This window comes from Kitasatospora sp. NPDC057518, from assembly GCF_042802075.1.
Classification (GTDB): domain Bacteria; phylum Actinomycetota; class Actinomycetes; order Streptomycetales; family Streptomycetaceae; genus Kitasatospora.
The window spans coordinates 1-25,180 of sequence record NZ_JBHVEU010000029.1 but is presented as its reverse complement, the minus strand read 5'-3'; the positions used below and the strand labels follow the sequence as shown (position 1 = coordinate 25,180).

10 protein-coding genes are annotated in these 25,180 nt (G+C 73.2%); 8 read left to right on the top strand and 2 right to left on the bottom strand.

Annotated features, from left to right (window positions below; translation table 11 throughout):
* Positions 1-28 precede the first annotated feature (28 nt).
* The 4 genes from ACFU7Z_RS05225 to drmB are packed head-to-tail and all read left to right on the top strand — an operon-like array spanning position 29 to position 11,815.
* Positions 29-4,795, top strand: a complete 4,767-nt coding sequence (locus tag ACFU7Z_RS05225) for a DEAD/DEAH box helicase (RefSeq protein ID WP_380776267.1) — start codon at positions 29-31, stop codon at positions 4,793-4,795.
* Positions 4,792-6,708 (top strand): UvrD-helicase domain-containing protein, encoded by a 1,917-nt coding sequence (locus tag ACFU7Z_RS05220; RefSeq protein WP_380776264.1) that lies wholly within the window; start codon positions 4,792-4,794, stop codon positions 6,706-6,708. Before ACFU7Z_RS05225 ends, ACFU7Z_RS05220 begins: the two co-directional genes overlap by 4 nt.
* A complete protein-coding gene (locus tag ACFU7Z_RS05215) occupies positions 6,705-9,962 on the top strand; it encodes a helicase-related protein (RefSeq protein ID WP_049649229.1) in 3,258 nt (1,085 codons plus the stop codon). The genes ACFU7Z_RS05220 and ACFU7Z_RS05215 overlap by 4 nt, the downstream gene beginning before the upstream one ends.
* Entirely contained in the window at positions 9,959-11,815 is a 1,857-nt protein-coding gene (gene drmB / locus ACFU7Z_RS05210) for a DrmB family protein (protein WP_380776260.1), read from the top strand. Before ACFU7Z_RS05215 ends, drmB begins: the two co-directional genes overlap by 4 nt.
* Positions 11,816-11,890: 75 nt before the next feature.
* On the opposite strand, the gene ACFU7Z_RS05205 is transcribed toward drmB, so the two are convergent.
* On the bottom strand, positions 11,891-12,913 hold the full coding sequence (locus ACFU7Z_RS05205) for a DNA cytosine methyltransferase (protein WP_199823021.1): 1,023 nt from the start codon (positions 12,911-12,913) through the stop codon (positions 11,891-11,893).
* A gap of 149 nt (positions 12,914-13,062) precedes the next feature.
* Positions 13,063-14,046 carry a LuxR C-terminal-related transcriptional regulator gene (locus ACFU7Z_RS05200; protein ID WP_049649231.1) on the bottom strand — a complete coding sequence of 328 codons (984 nt, stop codon included), beginning with the start codon at positions 14,044-14,046 and terminating at the stop codon, positions 13,063-13,065.
* 329 nt (positions 14,047-14,375) lie between these two features.
* On the opposite strand from ACFU7Z_RS05200, the gene ACFU7Z_RS05195 reads away from it, so the two are divergent.
* The 4 genes from ACFU7Z_RS05195 to ACFU7Z_RS05180 form a co-directional block, all read left to right on the top strand.
* Positions 14,376-15,701, top strand: a complete 1,326-nt coding sequence (locus ACFU7Z_RS05195; protein ID WP_380776257.1) for an IS256 family transposase — start codon at positions 14,376-14,378, stop codon at positions 15,699-15,701.
* 185 nt (positions 15,702-15,886) lie between these two features.
* Entirely contained in the window at positions 15,887-16,045 is a 159-nt protein-coding gene (locus tag ACFU7Z_RS05190) for a hypothetical protein (protein ID WP_158077742.1), read from the top strand.
* Between the two features lie 119 nt (positions 16,046-16,164).
* Positions 16,165-16,377, top strand: a complete 213-nt coding sequence (locus ACFU7Z_RS05185) for an MbtH family protein (RefSeq protein ID WP_049649760.1) — start codon at positions 16,165-16,167, stop codon at positions 16,375-16,377.
* A gap of 585 nt (positions 16,378-16,962) precedes the next feature.
* A partial coding sequence (locus ACFU7Z_RS05180) for an amino acid adenylation domain-containing protein (protein ID WP_380776254.1) occupies positions 16,963-25,180 on the top strand: 8,218 nt, incomplete at its 3' end.

Genomic DNA, 25,180 nt, shown 5'->3' with positions numbered 1-25,180 from the left:
TTCCTCCGCACCCGAAGTGGAACCATTCGTGGCCGACCCGCAGTCCCCCGTGATCCGCACCGTCGTCGAGCAGTCCCTCCGTGTCCTGGAGACCTATGCCGTCGACCCGGGCCTGATCCCCGAACACGCCAACGGCGAACGCCGCATCACCCAGGGCGGGTACGGCGACCGGCAGCTCTTCGAACTCGTCCAGAACGCGGCCGACGAGCTGCGCGACGAGCCCGGCGGCCGGATCCACGTCGTCCTCACCGGCACCCATCTGTACTGCGCCAACCAGGGCGACCCGGTGACGCCCGACGGCGCGGAGACCATCCTGCGCATGAGCACGTCCCGCAAGCGCGGCGGGCAGATCGGCCGGTTCGGTGTGGGGGTGAAGTCGGTCCTGGTGGTGACCGACGCGCCCGAATTCTTCAGCCGCGAGGGCAGCTTCGGCTTCGACCGGGCCTGGTCGTTCGAGCTGATCCGCAACGTGCCCGGGGTGCGCGAGCGGTTCGGCGCGGAGTTCGAGGCACCCGTACTGCGCATGGCCCGCGAGCTGGACATGGCGGCCGAGCGCCTCAAGGACCAGGTGCTGGACGAACTGCTGGCGTGGGCCACCACGGTGGTCCGTCTCCCGCTGCTGCCCGGCGCCGCCGATCGGCTGGGCAAGGACATGCACGGCCACCAGGGCACCGCCGGTCACGACACCCGCGAGGAATTCCCGTCCGGCTTCCACCTGTTCTCCCCGCACGTGGGCCAGGTGGTCCTGGAGGACCGCCGGCCCCGCCCGATCGCGCGCCGGGCCCTCCAGGCCGAGCGGGTCGGCAACCTGCACACGATCCAGGAGGAACGGGTCGGCAAGCCGCCGGCGACCTCGCAGTGGCGGGTCTTCACCCGCACCCACGAACCGACCGAGGTCGCCCGACGCGACGCGGGCGAGCTGCACGACCGGCTGACCGTCGACCTGGCCTGGGCGGTCCCGGCCTACAACACGGACGAGCGGACCGGCCTGCTCGGCTACGCCGACGCCAAGGGGCGGGGCCGGTTCTGGTCGTTCTTCCCGACCAAGTACGAGATGACCCTCAGCGGCATCCTGAACGGGGCGTGGAAGACCAACGAGGACCGGCAGAACCTGCTGGACTCCTCGCCGTTCAACGTCGAGATGATCCGGACCGCCGCCGGCCTGGTGGTCGACTCGCTGCCCGAACTCGCGCCGGCGGAGGACCCCGGCGCGTACCTCCCGCTGCTGCCGGGCCGTTCCAAGGGCGTGGAGACGATCAGTTGGGCCGACCGGCTGCTCACCGAGCAGATCTGGGCCACCACCGCGGTGCGGCCGTCGCTGCCCGACCAGGACGGTGTCCTGCGCGTCCCCGGCAGCCTGAACATCCACCCGGACCTGGGGAAGGACGGCACCGCGGTCAACCGCTGGCTTCGGTCCTGGCACGCGTACCCCGGGCGCCCTCGCGACTGGGTGCACCCCTCGGCCGAGGCCACCGACCTGCGCACGGGCAAGGTCCAGCACATCCTGGCCGCCGCCCGCCGGCAGCGGGCCTCGATCGTCGAGTGGCTCGAGGCGCTGGTCTCCGACGGCACGGCCGAGGCTTCGGCGACGGCCGTCCGGATCGTCGCCGACATGATCGCTTCGAACGCCGGCTGCGCCGCGGAGGCCCGCACGGCCAGGATCGTGCTCACCGAGGAGAACGGCCTGGTCGCCCCTCGGGGAAGCGTGGTGTACCGCCGCACCGAGGAGGACGGCCTGCGGGAGTCGCTGGTCTACGTGGACCGCGCCCTGTCCGACGACCCGTCGCTGCACTCCGCCCTCACCGCCCTCGGCATCCAGGAAGCCGACGTCCGGGGGCGCTTCGTGAGCGTCCTCGACCAGGGCTTCGGCTCGTACGGCCCGCAGGAGTGGAACCGGTTCTGGGAGCTCTTCCACCGGGCGGGTGCCTCCGTGGTGGGCCATGAGGTGACCACTCGGGTGGACGCGCCCCTGGAGACGCTGATGGTGCGGACGGCGGACGGCCGCTTCCACACCATGCGCGACTGCATGCTGCCCGGTGTCGTCGTCACCGCGGAGAGCGACCCCGAGATCGCGGTGGACATGCGCTTCCACTCCGACGACGCGGGATTCTTCCGCGAGTTGGGCCTGCGGGACCGCCCGACCGGCAAGCACAGGCCCGAGGAGGAGCCCTGGTTCGAGGAGTACCGGGCCGCCGCGCACGCGGCGTACTGCCGTACGCTCGACGACCGGGCGAGTCGGCCGACCCTGGCCAGGATCAGGATCGACGGTTCGCCTGTCGGTGGGCCACTGCACCTGCTGCCCCGGCTCTCGGAGCCGGCCCGCGCGGCCTTCGTCCGGGCGCTGCCGGAGGACGCGCTGGTCGAGCACTGGACCCTGCAGATCGGGGCCCAGGTCGACTCCCGTCGATCGGTGCAGTCCCCCATCCGGTGGATGATCTCCCGGCACGGTCTGATCGAGACGTCCCAGGGCCTCAGGCCCCTCAAGGAAGCCGTGGGACCGCAGCTCGGCGGCTACCGTGATGTGCTCCCGGTGGCGTCGATCAGCGAGGAGAAGTCCCGGAAGCTCGGGCTCGCGGACAGCGTCGAGAAGGTCCGTACGAAGCAGTGGGAGCAGCTCCTGGAGAAGCTCCAGGAGAGCGAGGACGACACCTTCGTCGGTTCCACCTACGCCCTGCTGACCCGGTTGGAGATCCCCTTCCCCGAGGACTCGCTGACCCGCTGCCGGATCGGCGACGCCTGGGACACCCGGGCGGACGGCGAGATCGCCGTCGCCGCGAACCCGGAGGAGTACCGCTCCTTGCAGGCCGAGCGGGTGCCCGCGCTGCTGATGCCGGACCAGGAGTCCGCCGACCTCATGGTCGAGCAGTGGGGCATGCTGCGCCACGACGACGTCGTCAGCCGGGAGACCCGGCACGAGTCGAGCGTGGAGCCGGTTCCGCTGGGCGAGGAGTTCCCGACGCTGCGGCAGAAGATGGGCGGCTCGGTCGGCACCTACTCGCTGCTGCGCTGCTCCACGCTGGAGGAGGTCGTCCGTACCCCGCACGGTGCCCGGGCGAAGTCCCTGGCGAGCGCCCGCCAGGGCAACGTGATCAAGGTCGTGGACTCGCTGGACCGGCTGGGCACGCTCCGGGCCGTGGACCGCGAGTTGGGTCTGCGGATGGGAGAGGCCGGCTGCCGGGCGCTCCTGGAGGCGCAGGTCCGTCAGGAGCAGGACGAGAAGGTGCGTTCCTCGCTCAAGGCGATCCGCGAGGCCGAGGACGTGACGGCCAAGCTGGAACTGCTGATCGGTGCAGAGGCCCTGCGCGACCGGCTCCCCTCAGGACTCATGGACGCCGAGCGCCAGGATCCGGACGGGCCGGAGCCCACCGGTCGCCGGATCGCGCAGATGGCGTTCAACGCGCACGGCGACAGCGTGCTCAAGACCCATGCGCGCGACATCCAGGAACGCTTCCCGAGCGCCCCGTCCTCCTACACCGGGGGCCCGGCGGCGGTCTCCTTCGTCGCCGATCTCGGCCTGCCCGCGCCCTTTGCCGGATACCGGGCCCCGGCCCTCGAACAGAGCCTGACCGTGGACGGCCCCCGGGACTTCCCCCGCCTGCACGAGTACCAGGAACGTCTCGCCCTCAACATCTTCGAGATGCTGGACCGACTCGCCCCGCAGCGCGCCATGCTCTCCCTGCCCACCGGCGCCGGCAAGACGCGGGTCACCGCCGAGGCCGTCATCCGTTGGGTCAAGCAGGCCGGTGAGCTGAACGGTCCGATCCTGTGGATCGCCCAGACCGAGGAACTGTGCGAACAGGCCGTACAGAGCTGGCAGTTCGTCTGGAGCAAGGCCGGCGCGCAGGAGCGGCTGACGATCAACCGGCTGTGGACCTCGAACGAGGCCGCCCCGGTCACCGACGGGCCGCAGCTCGTGGTGGCCACCGACGCCAAGCTGCGGGTGTGCCTCGACACCGACCGCTACGCCTGGCTGCGGGCCGCCGCCCTGGTGGTGGTGGACGAGGCGCACGTGGCCACCAGCCCGAGCTACACCGAGATCCTGAGCCTGCTCGGCCTGACCCAGCACCGGACGGATCGGCACCTCCTCGGTCTCACCGCCACCCCGTTCCGCGGCCACAACGAGGAGGAGACCCGCCGGCTGGTCAACAGGTTCGGCACCCGTCGGCTGGACGAGGGCGTCTTCCCCTCCGACGACGCCTACGGCCACCTCCAGGAGATCGGTGTACTGGCACACGTCGAGCACAAGGAGCTGACCGGCGGCACCATCGAGCTGTCGCGCCAGGAGCGGGAGAGCGCCGAGCAGTTCAGTCTGCTGTCCAAGGCCGCCGAGCAGCGTCTGGCCGACGACCACGACCGCAGCCGCCGCATCGTCGACGAGGTCGCGGACATGGACGCGAACTGGCCGGTGCTGGTCTTCGCCACCTCCGTGGAGCACGCCAAGTACCTGGCGGCCATGCTGATGGACCGCGGGATCTCGGCTTCCTCGGTGGACGCCACCACCTCCGACAGCGACCGTCGTTCCAGGATCCGGGACTTCCGTGACGGCCGAGTACGCGTGCTCACCAACTACGGGGTGCTCACCCAGGGCTTCGACGCCCCCGCCACCCGCGCGGTCGTCGTCGCCCGGCCCGTCTACAGCCCCAACGTGTACCAGCAGATGATCGGCCGCGGTCTGCGCGGCCCCCGCAACGGCGGCAAGGACACCTGCCTCATCCTCAACGTCCGCGACAACATCCGGAACTTCGACACCGCCCTCGCCTTCACGCAGTTCGAGCACCTGTGGAGCAACCGATGACCACCCACCCCGAGGACGGCCCCGTCCTCACAGCCGAACAGCAGGCCGTCGTGGACCGGCCGTGGGACACCCGGCTGCTGGTCACCGCGGGAGCGGGGACGGGCAAGACCCACACCCTGGTGCGCCGCATGGACGCGCTCGTCGGACACACCGACCCGGACGAGGCGCTGGAGGCGTCCGAGCTGCTGGTCCTCAGCTTCTCCCGCGCCGCCGTCCGGGAGCTGCGGGACCGGATCGCCCGACACGGGGAACACGCGCGACGGGTACGGGTACAGACCTTCGACTCCTGGGCCTACTCCCTGCTGCTCCAGGCGCACCCGGACGGGGAGTGGTCGGCGCTCTCGTTCGACGAGCGGATCCGGGCGGCCACCGACGCGATCGAGAAGGGCGCACTGGAGTCCCTGGAGGCAGGCCCGCCCACGCACGTGATCATCGACGAGGTGCAGGACCTGGTGGGCGCCCGCCGGGAGATGGTGGAGTCGTTGCTCGACCGGCTCCAGGACTCCTGCGGGTTCACCCTGGTCGGCGACTCCGCCCAGGCGATCTACGACTTCCAGATCGAGGACCCGGAGGAGTACGCCGATCGCGCCGACCTCTTCCTCCGCTGGGTGCGGATCTCCTATGCCGACGACCTGGAGGAGCTGCGACTGACCCGCAACTTCCGGGCCGTCACCCCCGAAGCGCGCACCGCGCTCCCGCTCGGCCCCGCCGTCCAGGCCGTCGGCAGCGCCCCCGAAGGCGCGGACGCGGCCGCCGAACGCCTCCACGAGGAGCTGCGCGAGCTGCTGCTCGATCTGCCCGACCTGGGCTCGTTCACCGACTCGTTCACGCTGGACACGCTGCGGTCGTTCCCCGGCACCTGCGCGATCCTGTGCCGCGACAACCGGCAGGCTCTGGTCGTCTCGGAGCGGCTGCACACCCAGGGCGTCCCGCACGCCCTGCGCCGCCCGCTCCGGGACCGGCCGGTGCCGTACTGGGTCGCCGAGGTGCTGCGTCGGACCGCGGCCGCCACCCTGGCCGAGGAGCGACTGCGTGATCTGCTCGCCGCGATCCCCCTGCCCGAGGAGACCGACCTCGACCGGGTGTGGCGCTCCCTGCGCCCGGCGGCACGCGGCGCCGGGCGGGGCACCCTCGACGTGGTGCGGCTGCGCCGTCTGGTGGCGGAGCGCCGGTTCCCGGACGAGTTGGCCGATCCGGAACCGGCCCGGCTCGTGGTGTCCACGGTGCACCGCTCCAAGGGCCTGGAGTTCGACCGGGTGATCGTGCTCAACCCGCCGACCGTCGCCGAACTGCGTCGCCGCACCGAGGCACCGGACGTTCCCGCCGAGGCCCGCGCGCTCTACGTGGCGATGACCCGGGCGCGGGAGGACCTGTACCGGGTCGCCCCGCCTGACACGGTGACGGTGCTCAGGCACAAGCCGACCGGCCGGCTGTACCGGGGAGTCCCGAACCAGCGTCTGCAGTGGCGGCGCGACGGCATCGAAGTGCGGGCCGGAGACGTGGACGCCCTGGAACCGGCCGACGCCGTCGGTGACGCCCCCGGCGCCCAGGCTTACCTGCTGGAGCGGGTGCGGCCGGGGGACGCGGTGTCGTTCCGGCTGCGTGATGCCCTTCCCATGGGCGCCGAGCAGAGCCCTCGGTACGCCCTGCTCCACGAAGGGCGGGAGATCGGCGACGCCTCCGAGGTCTTCCGGAGTCAGTTGCACTCCGTCCTCAAGGTCGGCTCCACGTGGGAGATCCGCTGGCCCGAGGAGATCTCCGGTCTGCGCATCGACTGCCTGGAGTCGGTCGCGGGCAGTCCGGCCGCCGGGGCCAACGCGGGCCTCGGCGACCACGGGGTGTGGATCGCCCCTCGCATCAGCGGAATCGGACGGTTCCGGCACACCAGCGGAACCCAGGAGGAGCAGGAATGACCATCCACGCAGGGCGGCACGCCGAGCACTACCGGGTCCGTGAGGACCTGGTGTCCCGGCTCCGCCGGGAGCTGCTGGGCCCCGACATCGGGGACTCCGCCGAGGACCGGGCCGAGGTCCTGGACCAGGACGCCCCGATCACCCGCTATCCCATCGGCGTGCTCTACCCGCGCCCGGCGGACGCCGCGGCGAGCCGTCGTCTCGAGGAGGACGACGAGGAACAGAGCGGCCTCGACGAGGAGCCCCTGCCCAGGTCGGCCGGCCTCGACGAGTCCGGCCCGTCCGTCGACCACCACGACTCCGGCGGTCGACGGCCGTCCAGTGTCGGTCTGACCTTCGCGGTCGACCCCACCGTGTGCCGGGAGATCGTGGTCTCGGCCCGTGCCGCCGTGTACGAGCCGGAGGACGCCGAAGGGCGCAAGGTCTCGGCGCGTCGCAGCGAGGCCCGCACCACCTCCGACCAGCGGGAGCACTGGCGTCGGGTGGAACTCGACCTGGCGGACGTCACGATCGACCTCGCCCTCCCGGACCGTCGTGGCGACTACTACCCGATCGACCGACCGGTCCGGCTGGACGTGCACGTCCGCCGCCCGTCGAAGGAGACCGGCACGGTCACCGTCACGGTCACCCTGGTGAACGAGCAGAGGGTCGGCGAGCGGGAGCTCCAGGACGCCTTCGCCCTGTTCCAGGCCGGGCTGACGGTCCGTGCCGCCGACGGATCCAGTGCGTTCGTGGAACGTCCGACCGCGCTGTCCGCCGTGGACCCCGAGCTGGAGAGCAGCAGGCTGCTGCACCGGCACGCCCCCACCTTCGCCACCGGCCACGGCTGCGCGGCGGTATGGGACTGGACCCCGCCCCCGATCGGCCTCACCGACGTGATGCAGGCGGGAGTGAGCGAGGTGCGCACCGAGTTCGTGCCCACGCACGAGGTGCTGCTCACCGACTCCAACCCGACGATCGACGCGAGTGCCCTCACCATGCTCGGCCTGGCCGAGGCCGGGGACGCCGAGGTGATCGCCGCGCTGGACGGGCTGGCCGACGGCTACGAACGGTGGATCGAGCGGAAGCGGGACGAAGCCGCCGAACTCGCCGGTACCTCGTACGAGACGGCCGCCGCCGAGCAGGTCCGCGCCTGCCGCGAGGCCCTGGAACGGATCCGGGGGGGCATCGCGCTGCTGCGCGACAAACCCGACCTGATGTGGGCGTTCCGCCTGGCCAACCGGGCGATGGCGACCCAGCGGGCCCGGGCCGCCTGGGTCAAGAGCGGCCGGATCGGCGAACCCGACCCGACGACGGCACGCTGGCGTCCGTTCCAGATCGCCTTCGTACTGCTGTGCCTGGCCGGGGTGGACGACCCGGAGCACCCCGACCGGGGCGTGTCCGACCTGCTGTGGTTCCCCACCGGTGGTGGCAAGACCGAGGCGTACCTGGGCCTGATCGCCCTGACCACCTTCCTGCGCCGCAAGCGGCTCGGACCGGCCGGCGGCGGGGTCACCGTCCTGATGCGCTACACGCTGCGCCTGCTGACCCTCCAGCAGTTCGAGCGCGCCGCCATCCTGATCTGCGCCATGGAGCGGATGCGGCTGGAGAACCCCGGGGAACTGGGCCACGAGGAGATCTCCATCGGCATGTGGGTGGGGCGCTCCGCCACGCCGAACACCCTGGAGGTGGCCTCCCGGCAGCTCGCCGCCGCCCGCTCCGGCCGGGTGCTCCAGACGGAGAATCCCGTCCAGTTGCACGCCTGTCCGTGGTGCGGGACCGCCCTGGACGCCCACCGCTACGCAGTGGACGAGGAGGCCAAGCGGATGGACGTGCGCTGCCCCGGCACGGACTGCGCGTTCTCCGACGGGCTGCCCGTGCACCTGATCGACCAGGCGGTGTACGCGGCCCGGCCCACCCTGGTGATCGCCACCGTCGACAAGTTCGCCTCGATGCCCTGGCGGGAACAGACCGCCGCCCTCTTCAACCGGGACCGTCAGGACTCCACCCCTCCGCCGGAGTTGATCGTGCAGGACGAGCTGCACCTGATCTCCGGACCGCTGGGCACCCTGACCGGCCTGTACGAGACCGCCGTCGACGTGCTCGCCGAGCGGCCCAAGGTGATCGCCTCCACCGCGACCATCCGCCGGGCCGCCGACCAGGGCAGGGCCCTGTTCTCCCGCGAGGTACGGCAGTTCCCGCCCGCCGGACTGGACGCCCGCGATTCGTGGTTCGCCGTGGAGACCCCGGCGAACGAGAAGGCGTCGCGCCGCTACGTGGGCCTGCTCACCCCCGGCACGAGCCAGTCCACCCTGCTGATCCGCACCTACGCCACGCTGCTCCACCAGGCACTGCGGACCGACGCGCGCCAGGAGGTGCGCGACGCCTACTGGACCCTGGTCGGCTACTTCAACAGCCTCCGTCTGCTGTCCGCCGCCGAACTCCAGGTCCACGACGACGTCGTGGCCTATCTGGAGCACCTGGCCGAACGCGACGGGAGCGAGCCGCGGTCCGTCGGCAACTACTCCGAGCTGACCAGCCGGGTGGACGCCAGCGAGATCCCGGCCCGGCTGAAGCAGATCGAGCGCAGGCTGACGGACGGTGACACGGCGGACGTGGTGGACGTGCTGCTGGCCACCAACATGATCGCCGTCGGCGTGGACGTGGACCGACTCGGTCTGATGGCCGTCATGGGCCAGCCGCAGACCACCGCCGAGTACATCCAGGCCACCAGCCGGGTCGGCCGCGCCCACCCGGGCCTGGTCGCGGTGATGCTCAACTCGAGCCGTTCCCGGGACCGTTCGCACTACGAGAACTTCCAGCACTTCCACTCCGCGCTCTACCGCGAGGTCGAGTCCACCTCAGTGACGCCGTTCTCGGCCCGGGCCCGTGACCGTGGTCTGCACGCGGTGATCGTCGCACTGGCCCGCATCCTGATCCCGGCGGCCCGCAGGGACGAGGACGCGGGGCGGATCGACCTCTTCCACGAGGAACTGCGGGAGCGGATCCGCCCGCTGATCCTCGACCGGGTCGCGAACGTCTCCCCGGAGGAGGTCGACCACGTCGACGCGGCCTTCGAGGAGTTCGTCGGATGGTGGTACGAGGAGGCCGAAGCGAACGGCAACCTGTGCTACGAACCGAAGCGCGGGCGTTCCAACCCCTCGCTGCTCAAGCCCTACGACGACGCCCTGGAGGACGTCGAGGCGTGGGAGACCCTGTGGTCCCTGCGCGACGTCGACGCCGAGTCCGCCCTGTTCATGGAGGCATCCCGATGACCCCGCCCCCGTCCCGTCGACGGCGCACCGCCGGCTCCACGACTCCGGCCCACAACCTGCCCCGGCGCGGCGCGGTCCGTCGGGCCCAGGCCATCACCACCTACGGCGTGGGTTCGTTGGTCGCCGTGGAACAGGAGTCCTTCATCGTCTCGGGCATCGACGGCGCGGCGGACCAGTGGCCGCGCGACGAGGCCCCGATGATCCGCGAACCCCGCCTCGCCCGGGTGCTGGGAGTGACGCACTTCCGTCTGCCGCCCGCTTCCGGTGACGGCAGTCGCGACGGCATCCGGGTGCGCCGCTTCCCCCTCTGGCACCACTGCCCCGAGTGCCACGCGCTGGACCACGTACGGAAGTTCAACTCTCCGCCCGGACGGAACGAGTGCGGCGAGTGCGGCGAGCCGCTGGTGCCCTCCCGGTTCGTGGTCGCCTGCGAGGACGGGCACATCTCCGACTTCCCGTACTGGCGGTGGCTGCATCGGGGCCGGCGCGCCGAGAGCGGCTTCTGCGGCGGTCGGATGAGCCTGACGTCCTCCGGACGCACCGCCTCGCTCCGTTCCGTCGTGATCTCCTGTTCCTGCGGCGTGCCCGAGGTGTCCATGGAGGGCTCCTTCCGGGCCGGCGCCCTCAAGGAGCTGGGGTTCGACTGTCCGGGCGATCGCCCCTGGCTGAAGGGGGCCGACAGGATCCCCTGCTCCCGGAGGCCCCGGACGCTCCAACGCGGCTCCTCCTCCGTCTGGCAGCCGGTGCTGCGCTCGGCCCTGTCCATCCCCCCGTGGAGCGACACCCGGGTGCACGCCCTGGACGAGCACTGGGACGATCTCCGCGCGTGTTCCGACCTCGCCCAGATCGAGATCCACCTGAAGTACATCTTCAAGGGGTCCACGTCCCCGGTGAGTCCCCAGCAGGTCCTGGACCTGATCTCCGCGATGGAGGCCGAGGACCCCTCCGCCGAGGACACCCCCGATCGGGACCAGGAGCAGCGCTACCGGGCCCTGCGCGACCTGGAGTACCGGCGTCTGTGTGCCGGCAACCCGGAGGAATCCGGGCACCACACCGAGCAGTTCGTCTGCGAGCCGCCGATCGGCGACGAGAAGCCCCTGACCGAGCTGGGCCTGGTCACCCCGATGCTGGTGAAGAAACTGCGCGAGGTCCGCGCACTGAAGTCCTTCACCCGGGTCATCGATCCCGAGACCTCCGCCGAGGGCCACGAGGCGCAGTTGTCGCTCGCTCCCACCGACTGGTTGCCCGCCATGGAGGTCCACGGCGAGGGGGTGTTCCTCCGGTTCGACGAGGAGCAGGTGGACGCCTGGGCCGAACAGCCCGCCGTCGTCGACCGGGTGGCCCGTATGCGGCACCACCACCAGCGGGTCCTCACCGAACGAGCCTCCGATCCGGCCCGGGTCCCGGTCTCCCCCACCACGCCGCGCATGGCCCTGCTGCACACCTTCGCGCACGTGATGATCAACGAATGGAGTCTGGACTCGGGCTACCCGGCCGCGTCGCTGCGCGAACGGATCTACTCGGGCGACGAGATGGCCGGGGTGCTGATCTACACGGCCACCAGTGACTCGGCCGGCAGCCTCGGCGGCCTGGTCGCCCAAGGCGAGATCGACCGCCTGGCCCAGGCCGTGAGCTCGGCCGTCCACCGTGCCGAGTGGTGCTCCGCCGACCCGCTGTGCATCGAGACCGAGGTCTCCGGCGCGGGTGGCACCAATCTGGCCGCCTGTCACGCCTGCGTGATGCTCCCGGAGACCAGTTGCGAGCACAACAACGGCCTGCTCGACCGGGCCCTGCTCGTCGGCACCCCGGAGGACCCGTCGATCGGGTTCCTCGCGCACCTGCTCACCCGCTGAGCACCGGGCGCCGAGGGCGGGACGGCACGGCCGGTGCCGTCCTGCCCCGGTGTCACGAGCGCCGCACGGCTCCCTTCACCGTCCGTCGCACGGTACCGGCGCCGGGTTGCCCAGCGCGGCCCGGATCGCGAGACCGAAGGCCCGGGCCACCGGGGGCGGTGACGCGTGGCCCACCTGCCGGTAGCGGTCCGTCTTGCCGCCGGCGAAGGTCCAGTCCTCGGGGAAGCCCTGCAGCCGCGCCGCCTGCTCGACCGTCAGCTTCACCATGTCCGTGCCGTCCGGTGACGGGTCCCAGAGGTCCTCGGGCCCGGGGACCTCATTGGCGACGGTGCCGCCGTTGACCCGCATGCGGGCCCAGGACCGCTTCGATCCGGTCGGCCCCAGATCCGGCCCACCGCGATTCCAGGAACCCCCGACCAGGGTCGGGGCGACCTCGTCGGCCTGTGCGGCCCAGGCCGCGGCGTGCGGCCATCCGCGGGCGGCCATCGAGACGCCCAACGCCTCCCCCACCGTCAGCGGTGGCTCGGTGTCCCGCGCCGGGGGCACGAAGTCACGCATGGAGCCCTCCTTCAGCGCCACCAGGATCCCCTGCTTGCGGTCCTGAGGCACGCCGTGCCACTTCGCGTTGACGACGAACCACTCGTACTCGTACCCGAGGTGTCGGAGTTCGGTCTCGACCTCCGAACGGATGGACTCGTACGCGGGCTTGGAGGCCAACTCGGAGAGGTTCTCGATGAGCAGGGCACGGGGCTGCACGCCGTGCAGGAGCATGACGGTCGCATCGAGCAGCCGGAGCTCCTCCGCGCTGTCCTCACGCCTCACCGCGGCGCTCGCCTTCACCCGGGGCAGACCGGCGGCCAGGAGGTCCACGTCGTAGCACTCCTGGTGCTCCTCCGGAACGAAGTCGAGGAGGTCCGTCCGGAGGACGTGCCAGTCCGGGCGGTTCGACCGCAGCGTCTCGCAGGCCACCGGACGGTTGTCGAGGAGCAACACCGGATCGAACCCGGCTTGTTCGAGACCGAGCGCGAGGCCCCCCGCACCGGCACACACGGCGAGGCAGGTCAGACGGTCGGGACGGGACGCTTCCATGATCACCATTCGTACTCGTCGGAGAACTCGGCAGCGGCCGGGGCCCTGGGTACCGACGGCCGCGTTTCTCCCTGGCGGGAGACGACGGTCAGGATACGCACGGCACGTTGTCCGAGCCCACTGCCCTACCGTGCTCACGCGCCGGGCGCGCGGGCCGGTCAGAGTTCGTCGAGGGGTTCGTCCAGGACGCCCTGGCGGGCGATGATGTAGCCGAGGTGGCCGCGGCTGCGGCTGCCGAGGAGTTCGCTGGCCTTCTGGATGTGGCTGGACACGGTGCGGGTGCTCATGCCGAGGCGGGAGGCGATGGCCTCGTCGGTGTAGCCGTTGACCATCAGGCGCAGCACGTTCTGCCGGGTGCGGGCGGTCAGCAGCCGGGGGCGGTGGTGGCCCTGCTGGTAGGTGACGGGCTCGGCGCGCTCCCACATCAGCTCGAAGATCTTGAGCAGGTACTCGACCAGCGGCGGGAGTTCGATGAGCATCGCGGCGGCCTGGCGGTCGGCGCCGGCCGGGATGAAGGCGGTGGAGCGGTCGCAGATGATCACCCGGTCGAAGACCTCGTTCAGGGTGCGCACCTGGGCGCCCTGGGCGGTGACCTGCTCGATGTAGGCCAGCGTCGGGCCGTGCGAGCGCACGGTGTGCTGGTAGAGGGTGCGTTGGCGCACGCCGCGGCCGGCCAGGGCGAGGTCGCGCGGGAGCGCGTCGCCCAGTTGCTCGGGGCCGCGGCCGCCGCCCGGCTGGGCGGTGAGCAGTTCCTCGCTGCAGGCGGCGACGGCCTTCTCCAGCGCGGGGTTGATCTCCTCGCCCGCCAGCAGCCGGATCGGCAACTTGGCGCGCCGCATGACGTCGCGGTAGGTGTGCTCGGCGGCGTGGAAGGAGGTGTGCAGCGCGGCGAGCCGCTCCTGGTGGGCCAGTACGGCGAGTTCGAGCGGCCGCGCCAGTCCGGTGGCGGCGATGTCGGGCGGGACGGGGACGAGCCGGTCACCGGAGCCGGGCAGCGGGCGCAGCAGACCCATCGCGAGCAGGCATTCGGGGGCTTCGCCGACCGCCTCCCCCTCGGCCAGCGCCGTGCGGTAGAACTCGATGCCCCGGTCGCAGAGCTGGGGTGTTCCCCTTTCCGCGCAGTTGTCCTGACTTGGGCACATCTGGGCATCCTTCCGGCTTCGGCATTGCGGTTTCACGAATGCCCGTACCGGCTACCGCCAGGCATCCGAACCGGCAAGATGGAAGTGACTGCCGTTCGGAAGCCGCCCCCCGGGCTCCGACAGCCGTGAGTGTACGCCCAAAGGGCGCGGAAATCATCGGCTGACGGTAGTCGGGCGTGCACGCAAACGGGGAGCCGGGGTCACGGTCGTGACCGTACCCGGCAGCGGTGACCGGGGGATTGCCGGCGCATCGCACCTGGCGTTCCGACGGGACGTCCGGAGCGGGCGGTCGGTGCACGGAACGGCCTACAGACGGAAGGCACCCCCAGTTGCGAGCTGATTCCGACCCGGCGGCACCGCCCGCCGCCCTCGCCGGCCTGGTGGACCAGCGCCTGGTGCGGCAGTTGGCGGAGGCCGCCGCCGCGCAGGTCGGCTCCGGCGCGGTCCGGCTGCTGGGCGACGGCGGGATTCTCCAGGCCTTCGCCAAGCAGCTGATCGAGGGCGCCCTGGAGCTCGAACTCCAGGAGCACCTGCGCGGCTCCGGCAACGGCACCGGCAACGGCTCCGGTCCCGGCGGCAACGGCCGCAACGGCGCCCGGGCCAGACGGCTGCTCACCGAGATCGGCCCGGTCGAGGTGCGGGTGCCCCGGGACCGCGAGGGCAGCTTCACCCCCAAGGCCGTCCTCCCCCGCGCCCGGCGGCTGCCCGGGCTCGACCGGCTGGTGATCTCGCTGACCGCGCGCGGCCTCAGTTCGGGCGAGCTGGTGGCGCACCTGGCCGAGGTGTACGGCGTGGAGCTGAGCCGGGAGACCGTCTCGGCCATCACCGACCAGGTGCTGGACGAGCTCGCCGAGCGGCGCGGGCGGCGGCTCGACCCGGTCTACCCGGTGGTCTTCGTCGACTCGGTGCGCAGCGGCCGCTCGGGCGGGCCGCTGGTGCACCTGGCGCTCGGGGTCTCCACCGAGGGCCGGCGCGAGGTGCTGGGCCTGTGGCCGGCCGCGGACGGTGAGCAGTGGCCGCAGGTGCTGGCGGGGCTCGCCGAGCGCGGGGTGCGGGAGGTCTGGGTGCTGGTGGGCGGCACCGGCGCGGTGCTGGCGGAGGCGGCGGCCGAGCAGTGGCCGCGCACGGTGGTGCACGGTTCGGTGGCGCACCTGCTGCACGCGGCGCTGCGGCACGCGCCCGGCGAGGACTGGGGCGCGCTCTCTCGAGCGCTGCGCGAGACCTGTACGGCGCCGACCGAGGCGGCGGCGCTGGAGCGGCTGGCCCAGGCCGAGCGGGAGTGGGGGCCGAGCCATCGCGAGGTGTTCCGGGTGTGGCGGTCGGCCTGGCCGCTGCTGGCCCCCGGTTTCCGCTTCGGCCCGGAGGCGCGGCGGCTGCTGACCGGCGGGGGCGCGCTGGAGCGGCTGCACGCCCGGCTGCGCCGGATCGAGCAGTCCGCGGGGCGGGTGCAGGACGAACGGGCGGCGCTCAAGCGCGCCTACCTGGCGACGCTCGCCCTGGAGTCGCCGACCGGGACGGGCCGGCCGTGGGTCGAGGACTGGCCCGCCGTCCGGGAGGAGTTGCGCCGGGGCTCGCTGCGGCGGGCCGGAGTGCCCGCTTCCGCCCCGCGATGTCCTCCGCGATGTCCCACGCGCCCGCGGAGTTCCCACCACTGATCTGACAGACCCAGGTACGACTTGGATCATGTCTGTCTGTTTTTGGCACGATCTGACCGGGCTTCCGGTTCCCGCATTGCGTGTTCACGATCACAGTGAGAGCTTCCAAGCACGTTTGGGGCTTCGGCAGGATGCATTTCAGAGCGAAGAGGGCAGACCGCCCTCCTCAGGAAGAGGAATTCGCGATGCCAAGCCTTGCCGTCCGCGTCCACAAGATGCTCGGGATGCTCGCCGTCCTGCTGGCCGCCGTGGTCGGCCTCCAGCTCCACGCCCAGCCGCACCTGTCCACGGTCTCCGTCACCGCCCACGACGCCCCCAGCGAGGACTCCGGCTGGGGTCCGTGAGCCGCGGCTCCGTTTGATCACATCCGGTCACGTCCGACCACCCTGCTCCTCCCCTTCTCGCACTGCTCTGCACGGCTACGAACCAGATCTGCACAGCTACGAACAGAGAGGAACCGACGATGGCGAACCCGTTCGAGGATGCCGAGGCCAGCTACCTCGTCCTGACGAACGACGAGGGCCAGCACTCGCTGTGGCCGGCGTTCAGCCCGGTGCCCGCCGGTTGGCAGCAGGTGTTCGGTGCCGCCGGACGGCAGGACTGCCTCGACTACGTCGAGCAGAACTGGCAGGACCTGCGGCCGAAGAGCCTCATCGCGCACCTGTCCGAGCACTGACCCCGGCCACCGACCACCGACCGTCGGACCGCTGAGCACCGCGCGGCCGCCGGACGGGGATCCGCGCCGAACGGCCGCTCACCCGGTCGCACCACCTCGGCGGCGCGGCACCCGGCACAGCACCATCCGGCAGGGCACCACCCGGCAAAGCACCGCCTGACAGCGCACCACCCCGGCAACGCACCCGGGGCAGACCGCCGCTCACCCGGCACCGCCCCGCACCCGAGCCGCCCCTCACCAGGCCGCTCGCCCGGTCGTCGGCGCACCGCACCGCCGGAACCCGCCGACACCGCCTCACCACACCACCGCAGCACCCCGTCACCGCCGCGCGGCCGCACCGTCACGCCGCCGGCGCGGTCCCGTGTCCGACGTCTACGCGCGTGCATCGAACAGCACCGGCGCGCCACCACCCTCCGCACCGCCGCACCGCACCCGTGTGCCGCACGGACGTCACACGAAGCACACCGCAGCACCGCAAGACGACCGCAACATCGCTCCGCCGACCCCCGGGCCGACCGCCCCGGGGTCAACCCAGCTCGCCGCTCCCGCCACCGCGGGAGCCAGCCGCACGAGGGAGAGAGTCACATGTCCGGGGTCCAGCAGACGCACAGATCCGAGCAGCGGCCGGAAGCGGCCGAGGTCCTGTGCCGACTGTTCGCGGAGGTGCTCGGCCGGGAGTCGGTCGACCCCGCGGCGGGCTTCTACGACCTGGGCGGCGACCGGCCCGCCGCCGAGCGGCTGCTGGCCCGCGTGCACGAGGAGTTCGGCGTCCGCCTGGAACCGTCCGTCCTGGCGGACGCCCCCACCCCCGCCGCGCTGGCCGCCCGGCTGGCCCGCCCCGACACCCGCCCGACCCTCACCGAGCTGGTCGACGCCCAGGTCGCCCGCACCCCGGACGCCCCCGCCCTGTACGCCGAGGGCACCACCCTCACGTACGCCGAGCTGGACGCCCGAGCCAACCGGCTGGCCCGGGTGCTGGCCGCCCGCGGCCTGGGCACCGAGGACGTCGTCGCGCTGGCCCTGCCGAAGTCCCCCGAGGCGATCGCCGCGATCCTCGCCGTCGCCAAGACCGGCGCCGCCTGGCTGCCCGCCGACCCGGCCTACCCGGCCGAGCGGCTGCGCCACATGCTGAGCGACTCCCGCGCCGCCCTGGTGCTCACCACCGCCGGGGCCGCCGGCCGGCTGCCGGAGACCGGCGCCCCCCGGCTGCTGATCGACTCCGCCGAGCACCTCGCCGACCTGGCCGCGCGCTCCGGGGACCGGTTCACCGCCGCCGAGCGAGTACGGCCGGTGAGCGCGCCGAACACCGCGTACGTCATCTACACCTCCGGCTCCACCGGCGTGCCCAAGGGCGTGGCCGTCACCCACACCGGGCTGCCCAGCATGGTCGGCACCCAGGTCGCCGCCACCGGTGTCGGCCCCGGCAGCCGGGTGCTCCAGGCCTCCTCGCTCAGCTTCGACGTCTCGGTCTCGGACCTGTCCGTGGCGCTCACCACCGGCGCCGCCCTGGTGCTGCCGCGCGAGCAGAGCCAGCTGGTCGGCGAGCCGCTGGCCGCCCTGATCGACCGGTTCGGCGTCACCCACGCCGACGTCGCCACCGCGATGATCTCCACCCTGCCCGACCTGCCGATGCCCTCGCTGCGCACCCTGATCGGCGGCGGCGAGGCGGTCTCCCGCGAGCTGGCCGCCCGCTGCGGCCGCGGCCGGCTGATGCTCAACAGCTACGGGCCGACCGAGGCCACCGTCATCGTCAGCATGAGCGAGCCGCTCACCGGCGAGGAGCTGCCCCCGATCGGCCGGCCCTGCCAGGACGTGCGCATCCACGTGCTGGACGAGCAGCTGCGCCAGGTCGAGCCGGGCACCGTCGGCGAGCTGTACCTGGCCGGCCCGCACCTGGCCCGCGGCTACCTGAACCGCCCGGGCCTGACCGCCGAGCGCTTCGTGGCCGACCCGTACGGCGAGCCCGGCGACCGGATGTACCGCACCGGGGACCTCGGCAGCTACCGCCCGGACGGCCAGCTGGACTTCCTCGGCCGGGCCGACGACCAGGTGAAGATCCGCGGCTTCCGGGTGGAGCTCGGCGAGATCGAGCAGACCCTCTCCGCCCACCCCGAGGTGCGCCAGGCCGTGGTGCTGGTCCGCGAGGACCGCCCGGGCGAGCGCCGCCTGGTCGGCTACACCGTCGGCGCCGCCGACCCGGCCGAGCTGCGGGCGTACTGCGCCGAGCGGCTGCCCGACCACATGGTGCCCGTCGTCGTGGTGCTCGACCGGCTGCCGCTCACGCCCAACGGCAAGGTGGACAAGCGCGCCCTGCCCGCGCCGGTGTTCGGCGCCGGCGAGGAGGACGGCCGCGCCCCCGCCGGCGAGCTGGAGCACACCCTGGTCCGGCTGTTCGGCGAGGTGCTGGGCCTGCCCCGAGTGGGCGTCACGGACTCCTTCTTCGAGCTCGGCGGCGACTCCATCGTGGCCATCCAGCTGGTCTCCCGGGCCCGGCACGCGGGCCTCCAGCTCACCCCGCGCGAGGTGTTCCTCGCCCCGACCGTCGAGAAGCTGGCGCTGATCGCCCGTCCGCTGGAGGGGCCGGTCGTCGTCGAGCCCGCCGGGTCCGGCCTCGGCGAGGTGCCGCCGACGCCCATCGTGCACTGGCTGGCCGCCCAGCACGGCGCGGTCGAGAGCTTCTACCAGTCCACCCTGCTCACCCTGCCCGCCGGCACCACGCGGGAGCACCTGACCACCGCCGTCCAGGCCCTGCTCGACCACCACGACCTGTTCCGCGCCCGCACCTCCCCGCTCGCCGAGCGCCCCTGGACGCTGCACGTGCCCGAGCCCGGCGCCGTCCCCGCCGACGCCGTGCTGCGCCGGGTCGAGGGCCGGGCCGACGCGGACGCGCTGCGCGCCGAGACCGAGGCCGCCCGCGGCCGCCTGTCGCCCGAGGACGGCCGGATGGTCCAGGCCGTGCGCTTCGACGCCGGCCCGGAGCAGCCCTCGCAGCTGCTGCTGGTGATCCACCACCTGGTGGTGGACGGCGTCACCTGGCGCATCGTCGAGGAGGACCTGCTCGGCGCGCTCGCCGCGCTCCGCGAGGACCGCGCCGTCGAGCTCGCCCCGGTGCCCACCTCCTTCCGCCGCTGGGCCCAGCGCCTCACCACCGAGGCCAACACCGACCGCCGGGCCGCCGAACTCCCGCTCTGGCAGGCCGCGTTGGCCACCCCGGACCCGCTGCTCGGCGACCGCCCGCTGGACCCGGCCCAGGACACCTACGCCACCGAGGGCCTGCTGCGGCTCGTGCTGCCCGCCGCGACCACCCGGGCGCTGCTCACCAAGGTCACCGCCGCCTACCACGCCCAGGTCAACGACGTGCTGCTGACCGGGCTGGCCCTGGCCCTCGGCCACTGGCGCGGCCAGGAGACCACCGGGCCCGACGGCGCCGTGCTGGTCACCGTGGAGGGCCACGGCCGCGAGGAGGTCGTCGACGGCGTCGACCTGCACCGCACCGCCGGCTGGTTCACCTCCGTCTACCCCGTCCGGCTCGCCCCCGGGGCGCTGCCCTGGTCCGAGGTCACCGCGGCCGGCCCCGCACTCGGCCGGGCCCTCGGCCGGGTGAAGGAGCAGCTGCGCGCCGTCCCCGACAACGGCATCGGCTTCGGCCTGCTGCGCCACCTCAACCCGGACACCGCCGCCGCGCTGGCCGGGCACGCCGACCCGCAGATCGAGTTCAACTACCTGGGCCGCTTCGCACCCGAGGGCGTCACCGCCGAGGACGTGCTCGCCGGCACCGAGGCGATGTCCGAGGGCGCCGCGACCGGCCTCGCCCTCGGCCGGGTGCTCGGCCTGGACGCCACCACCGTGGACACCCCGCAGGGCCCGCTGCTGGTCGCCCAGTGGTCCTACGCCACCGGGCTGCTCTCCGAGGAGCGGGTGCAGGCCTTCGCCGAGGCCTGGTTCACCGCGCTGGGCGCGCTCGCCGAGCACGCCGAGCGGCCGGACGCCGGCGGGCACACCCCCTCCGACTTCCCGCTGGTCGCCGTCACCCAGGACGAGCTGGACGGGCTCGCCGCCCACCACGCCCCCGCCCGCCTGGTCGACGTCTGGCCGACCTCGCCGCTCCAGCAGGGCATGGCCTTCCACTCGGCGTACGACGCCGACGGCGCGGACGTCTACACCTCGGTCGTCACCTTCGACCTCGACGGCCCGGTGGACGCCGACCGGCTGCGCGCCGCCGCCGAGGCGCTGCTGGTGCGCCAGCCCAACCTCCGGGCCGCCTTCCACCAGCGGCACGACGGCCCGCCGGTGCAGGTCGTCCCGGACGGCGTCGAACTGCCCTTCACCGTCGTGGACCTGAGCGGCCACGCCGACCCGGAGGCGGAGGCCGGGCGGATCGCCGCCGCCGAGTACGGCCGCCGCTTCGACCTCGACCGGCCGCCGCTGCTGCGCTACACCCTGCTCCGGCTCGCCCCCGGGCGCCACCAGCTGATCGCCTCCGCGCACCACATCCTGCTGGACGGCTGGTCGACCCCGCTGTTCGCCGAGGAACTGTGGGCGCTGTACTTCGAGCAGCCGATGGCCCCGGCCGCCCCGTACCGCGAGTACCTGCGCTGGATCACCCGGCGCGACGGCGACACCGCCCGCGCCGCCTGGGCCCACGCCCTGGCCGGCGCCGACGAGCCCACCCTGCTCGCCCCCGGCCGCTCGGCGGCCGTCCCGCAGCTGCCGCTGCGCCTGCACACCGGGCTCTCCCCGGAGGCCACCGAGGCCCTCGCCCGCACCGCCCGCCGCTACGGCGTCACCCTCAACACCCTGGTCCAGGCGGCCTGGGGCGTGCTGCTGGCCCGGCTCACCGGGCGCGAGGACGTGCTGTTCGGCACCACCGTCTCCGGCCGGCCGCACGACCTGCCGGGCGTGGAGCGGATGATGGGCCTGCTCATCAACACCGTGCCGGTGCGGGTGCGCCTGGACCAGGCGGAGAGCTGGGGCCAGCTGCTGCTGCGCCTCCAGCACGAGCAGTCCGCGCTGCTGGACCACCAGCACCTCAGCCTCACCGAGATCCAGCAACTCGCCGGCATGGGAAGCCTGTTCGACACCGTCACGGTGTACGGCAACTACCCGGACCCGTCCGCGCTGGACGACGCCGACCCGAGCGGCGCCACCCGCGTCACCCTGGTCGAGGACGTCGACAGCGCCCACTACCCGCTGGTGCTGGCCCTCACCCCCGGCGACGGCCTCCAGCTGCGACTGGACCACCAGCCGGACGCCTTCACCACCGGGGAGGCCCGCGCCCTGCTGGACCGCTTCCTCGCCCTGCTCGACCGGATCGTCGCCGACCCGGCCGAACTCGTCGGCACCGTCGAGGTGTTGACCGCGGCCGAGCGCGCCGAGCTGGTCACCGAGTGGAGCGGCACCAGCACCCCGCTGCCGGAGGGCTCGCTGCCCGAGCTGTTCGAGGCGCGGGCCGCCGCGACCCCGGACGCGCTCGCGCTCACCGCGGACGACGCCGAGCTGACCTACGCCCAGCTCAACGCCCGGGCCAACGGCCTGGCGCTGCGGCTGGTCGAGGCCGGGGTGGTCCGGGAGACGCCGGTCGCGCTGATGATCGACCGCTCGGCCGCCCAGGTGGTGGCGATCCTGGCCGTGCTCAAGGCCGGCGGCCTGTACGTCCCGCTGGACGACGCCCAGCCCGCCGACCGGCTGCGGACCGTCCTCGACGACGCCGGGGCCGCCCTGGTGCTGGCCGACGCCGCCCACCGCGAGCACCCCGCGCTGGCCGGACTGACGGTGCTCGACCCGCACGCCGAGGAGCACCCCGAGAACCTCGGACTGCCGCAGCGCGCCGACCAGTTGGTGTACGTGATGCACACCTCCGGCTCGACCGGCGTGCCCAAGGGCATCGCCATCACCCACCGCGGTGTGGTGGACCTCGCGCTCGGCGGCCAGTTCACCGGAGGCGGCCACGAGCGGCTGCCGGTGCACGCGCCCTCCGCCTTCGACGCCTCCACCTACGAGATCTGGACCCCGCTGCTCTCCGGCGGCCAGCTGGTGATCGCCCCGGCCGGCCGGCTCGGCATCGCCGAGCTGGCGGCGGTGATCGGCCACGAGCGGACCACCTCCGCCTGGATCAGCGTCGGCCTCTTCAACGTGCTGGCCGCCGAGGCCCCGGAGACCTTCACCGGGCTGCACGAGGTGTGGACGGGCGGCGACATCGCCTCGCCGGTCGCCATGCGGCGGGTGCTGGACAGCTGCCCCGGGCTGCGGCTGATCAACGTCTACGGGCCGACCGAGACGACCACCTTCGCCACGCACTTCCCGATGACCTCGGCCGCCGAGGTGCCGGCCGTCGTGCCGATCGGCCGGCCGCTGCCCAACAACCGGCTGTACGTGCTGGACGCCGGGCTGCGCCCGGTGCCGGTCGGCGTGCCCGGCGAGCTGTACATCGGCGGCTCCGGCCTGGCCCGCGGCTACGTCCGCCGCCCCGGCCTGACCTCCGAGCGCTTCGTGGCCTGCCCGTTCGGCGAGCCCGGCGGCCGGATGTACCGCACCGGCGACGTGGTGCGCTGGACGCCCACGGGCGAACTGGAGTTCGTCGGTCGAGCGGACGACCAGGTCAAGCTGCGCGGCTTCCGGATCGAACTCGGCGAGGTGGAGGCGGCGTTCACCGCCCACCCGGAGGTCGGCCAGGTCTGCGTGGCGGTCCGCCAGGACCAGCCGGGCGACAAGCGCCTGGTCGCGTACGTCACCGGCGAGGTGCGGGCCGACGCGCTGCGCGACTTCGTCACCGAGCGGCTGCCCGGCTACATGCTGCCCGCCGCGATCGTCGTCCTCGACGAACTGCCGGTGAACCCCAACGGCAAGGTGGACCGCAAGGCCCTGCCCGCGCCCGACTACAACGGCGCCGACGGCGGGCGCGAGCCGCGCAACGCCACCGAGCAGGCCCTGTGCGCGCTGTTCGCCGAGGTCCTCGGGCTGGCCCGGATCAGCATCGACGACAACTTCTTCGACCGCGGCGGCCACTCGCTGCTCGCCACCAAGCTGGTCAGCCGCATCCGCGCCGGCCTCGGCGCCGAGCTGCCGATCCGCACGCTCTTCGACAACCCGACGGTGGCCCTGCTGGCCGCCGCCCTGCCCGACTCCGCGGCGGCCCGCCCGGCCCTGCGGCCGGCCGAGCGGCCGGAGCGCGTGCCGCTCTCCTCTGCCCAGCAACGCCTGTGGTTCATCGAGCAGTTCGAGGGCCCCAGCGCGCTCTACAACACCCCCGTCGCGGTCCGGCTCACCGGCGCCGTCGACCTGCCCGCCCTGGAGCAGGCCGTCCGGGATGTGGTGGAGCGGCACGAGGTGCTGCGCACCGTCTTCCCGACCGTCGACGGCCAGCCGCACCAACAGGTCGTCGAGGCGGGCGGGTTGGCGCTGCGCCAGGTGCGGGTGGCCGACGAGGGGCAGCTGCGGGCGGCCCTGGTCGCGGCCGGCGAGGAGGTCTTCGACCTCGCCCGCGACCTGCCGGTGCGCGCCACCCTGCTGTCGCTGCCGCACGACGAGCACGTCCTGCTGGTGCTGATGCACCACATCGCCAGCGACGGCTGGTCGGTCGGGCCGCTCTTCCGCGACCTCGCCGAGGCCTACCAGGCCCGGACCGCCGACGCCGCGCCCACCCGCGCGCCGCTGCCGGTGCAGTACGCCGACTACACCCTCTGGCAGCGCGAGCTGCTCGGCACCGACGAGCGGCCCAGCGCCCTGCTGACCGACCAACTCGCCTACTGGCAGCAGGCCCTGGCCGACGCCCCGGAGGAGCTGGCGCTCCCCTACGACCGGCCGCGCCCGGCCGTGCCGGGGCACCGGGGCGGCCTGGTGGAGGTCACCATCGACGCCGAACTGCACGGCGCGCTCGGCGAGTTGGCGGCGGCGCAGAACGCCAGCCTGTTCATGGCGCTGCAGGCCGCGGTCGCCACCCTCTACACCCGCCTCGGCGCCGGCACCGACCTGCCGCTCGGCACCCCCGTGGCCGGCCGCACCGACGAGGCCCTGGACGACCTGGTCGGCTTCTTCGTCAACACCCTGCTGCTGCGCACCGACACCAGCGGCGACCCGACCTTCCGGGAACTGCTCGACCGCGTCCGGCGCGCCGACCTGGACGCCTACGACCACCAGGACATCCCCTTCGAGCGCCTGGTCGAGCACCTCAACCCCACCCGCACCCCCGCCCGCCACCCGCTCTTCCAGACCCTGGTGGCGCTGGAGAGCCGGGTCACGGTGCCGGCCGAGTTCGGCGGCCTGGGCTGCGCGGAGCACCCCTTCGAGCTGGACGTCGCCAAGTTCGACCTGTCCTTCCGCTTCACCGAGCAGGGCCCGCAGGCGGGCCTGACGGTGGCGGTCGAGTACGCGGTCGACCTCTTCGACCACGCCACCGCCACCGCCCTCGGCGAGCGGCTGCTGCGCGTCCTGCGCGCCGCCGCGGCCGCCCCGGACGCGCCGATCGGCGGCATCGGGATCCTCGCCCCGGCCGAGCGCGAGCAGCTGCTCACCGGCTGGAACGACACCGCCGCTCCCGTCCCGGACGCGACCCTGCCGGAGCTGTTCGAGGCGCGGGCCGCCGCCACCCCCGACGCGCCGGCCGTGGTCTTCGGCACCGAGCGGCCTCCCTCGTGCGCTCTCCTGACAAGGGCCTGCCCCGCTGATAGCGTCCGACGGATGGATGGCCGCGATGACGCCCAGGACGTGTCCGTCAACTCCGTCTCGGGGCAGGTCCGGGTCGTACAGCTCGGCGATCCGCCCGCGGATGGCGGCGCAGACCTCCTGCGCGTCCTCCGGGGTGGCC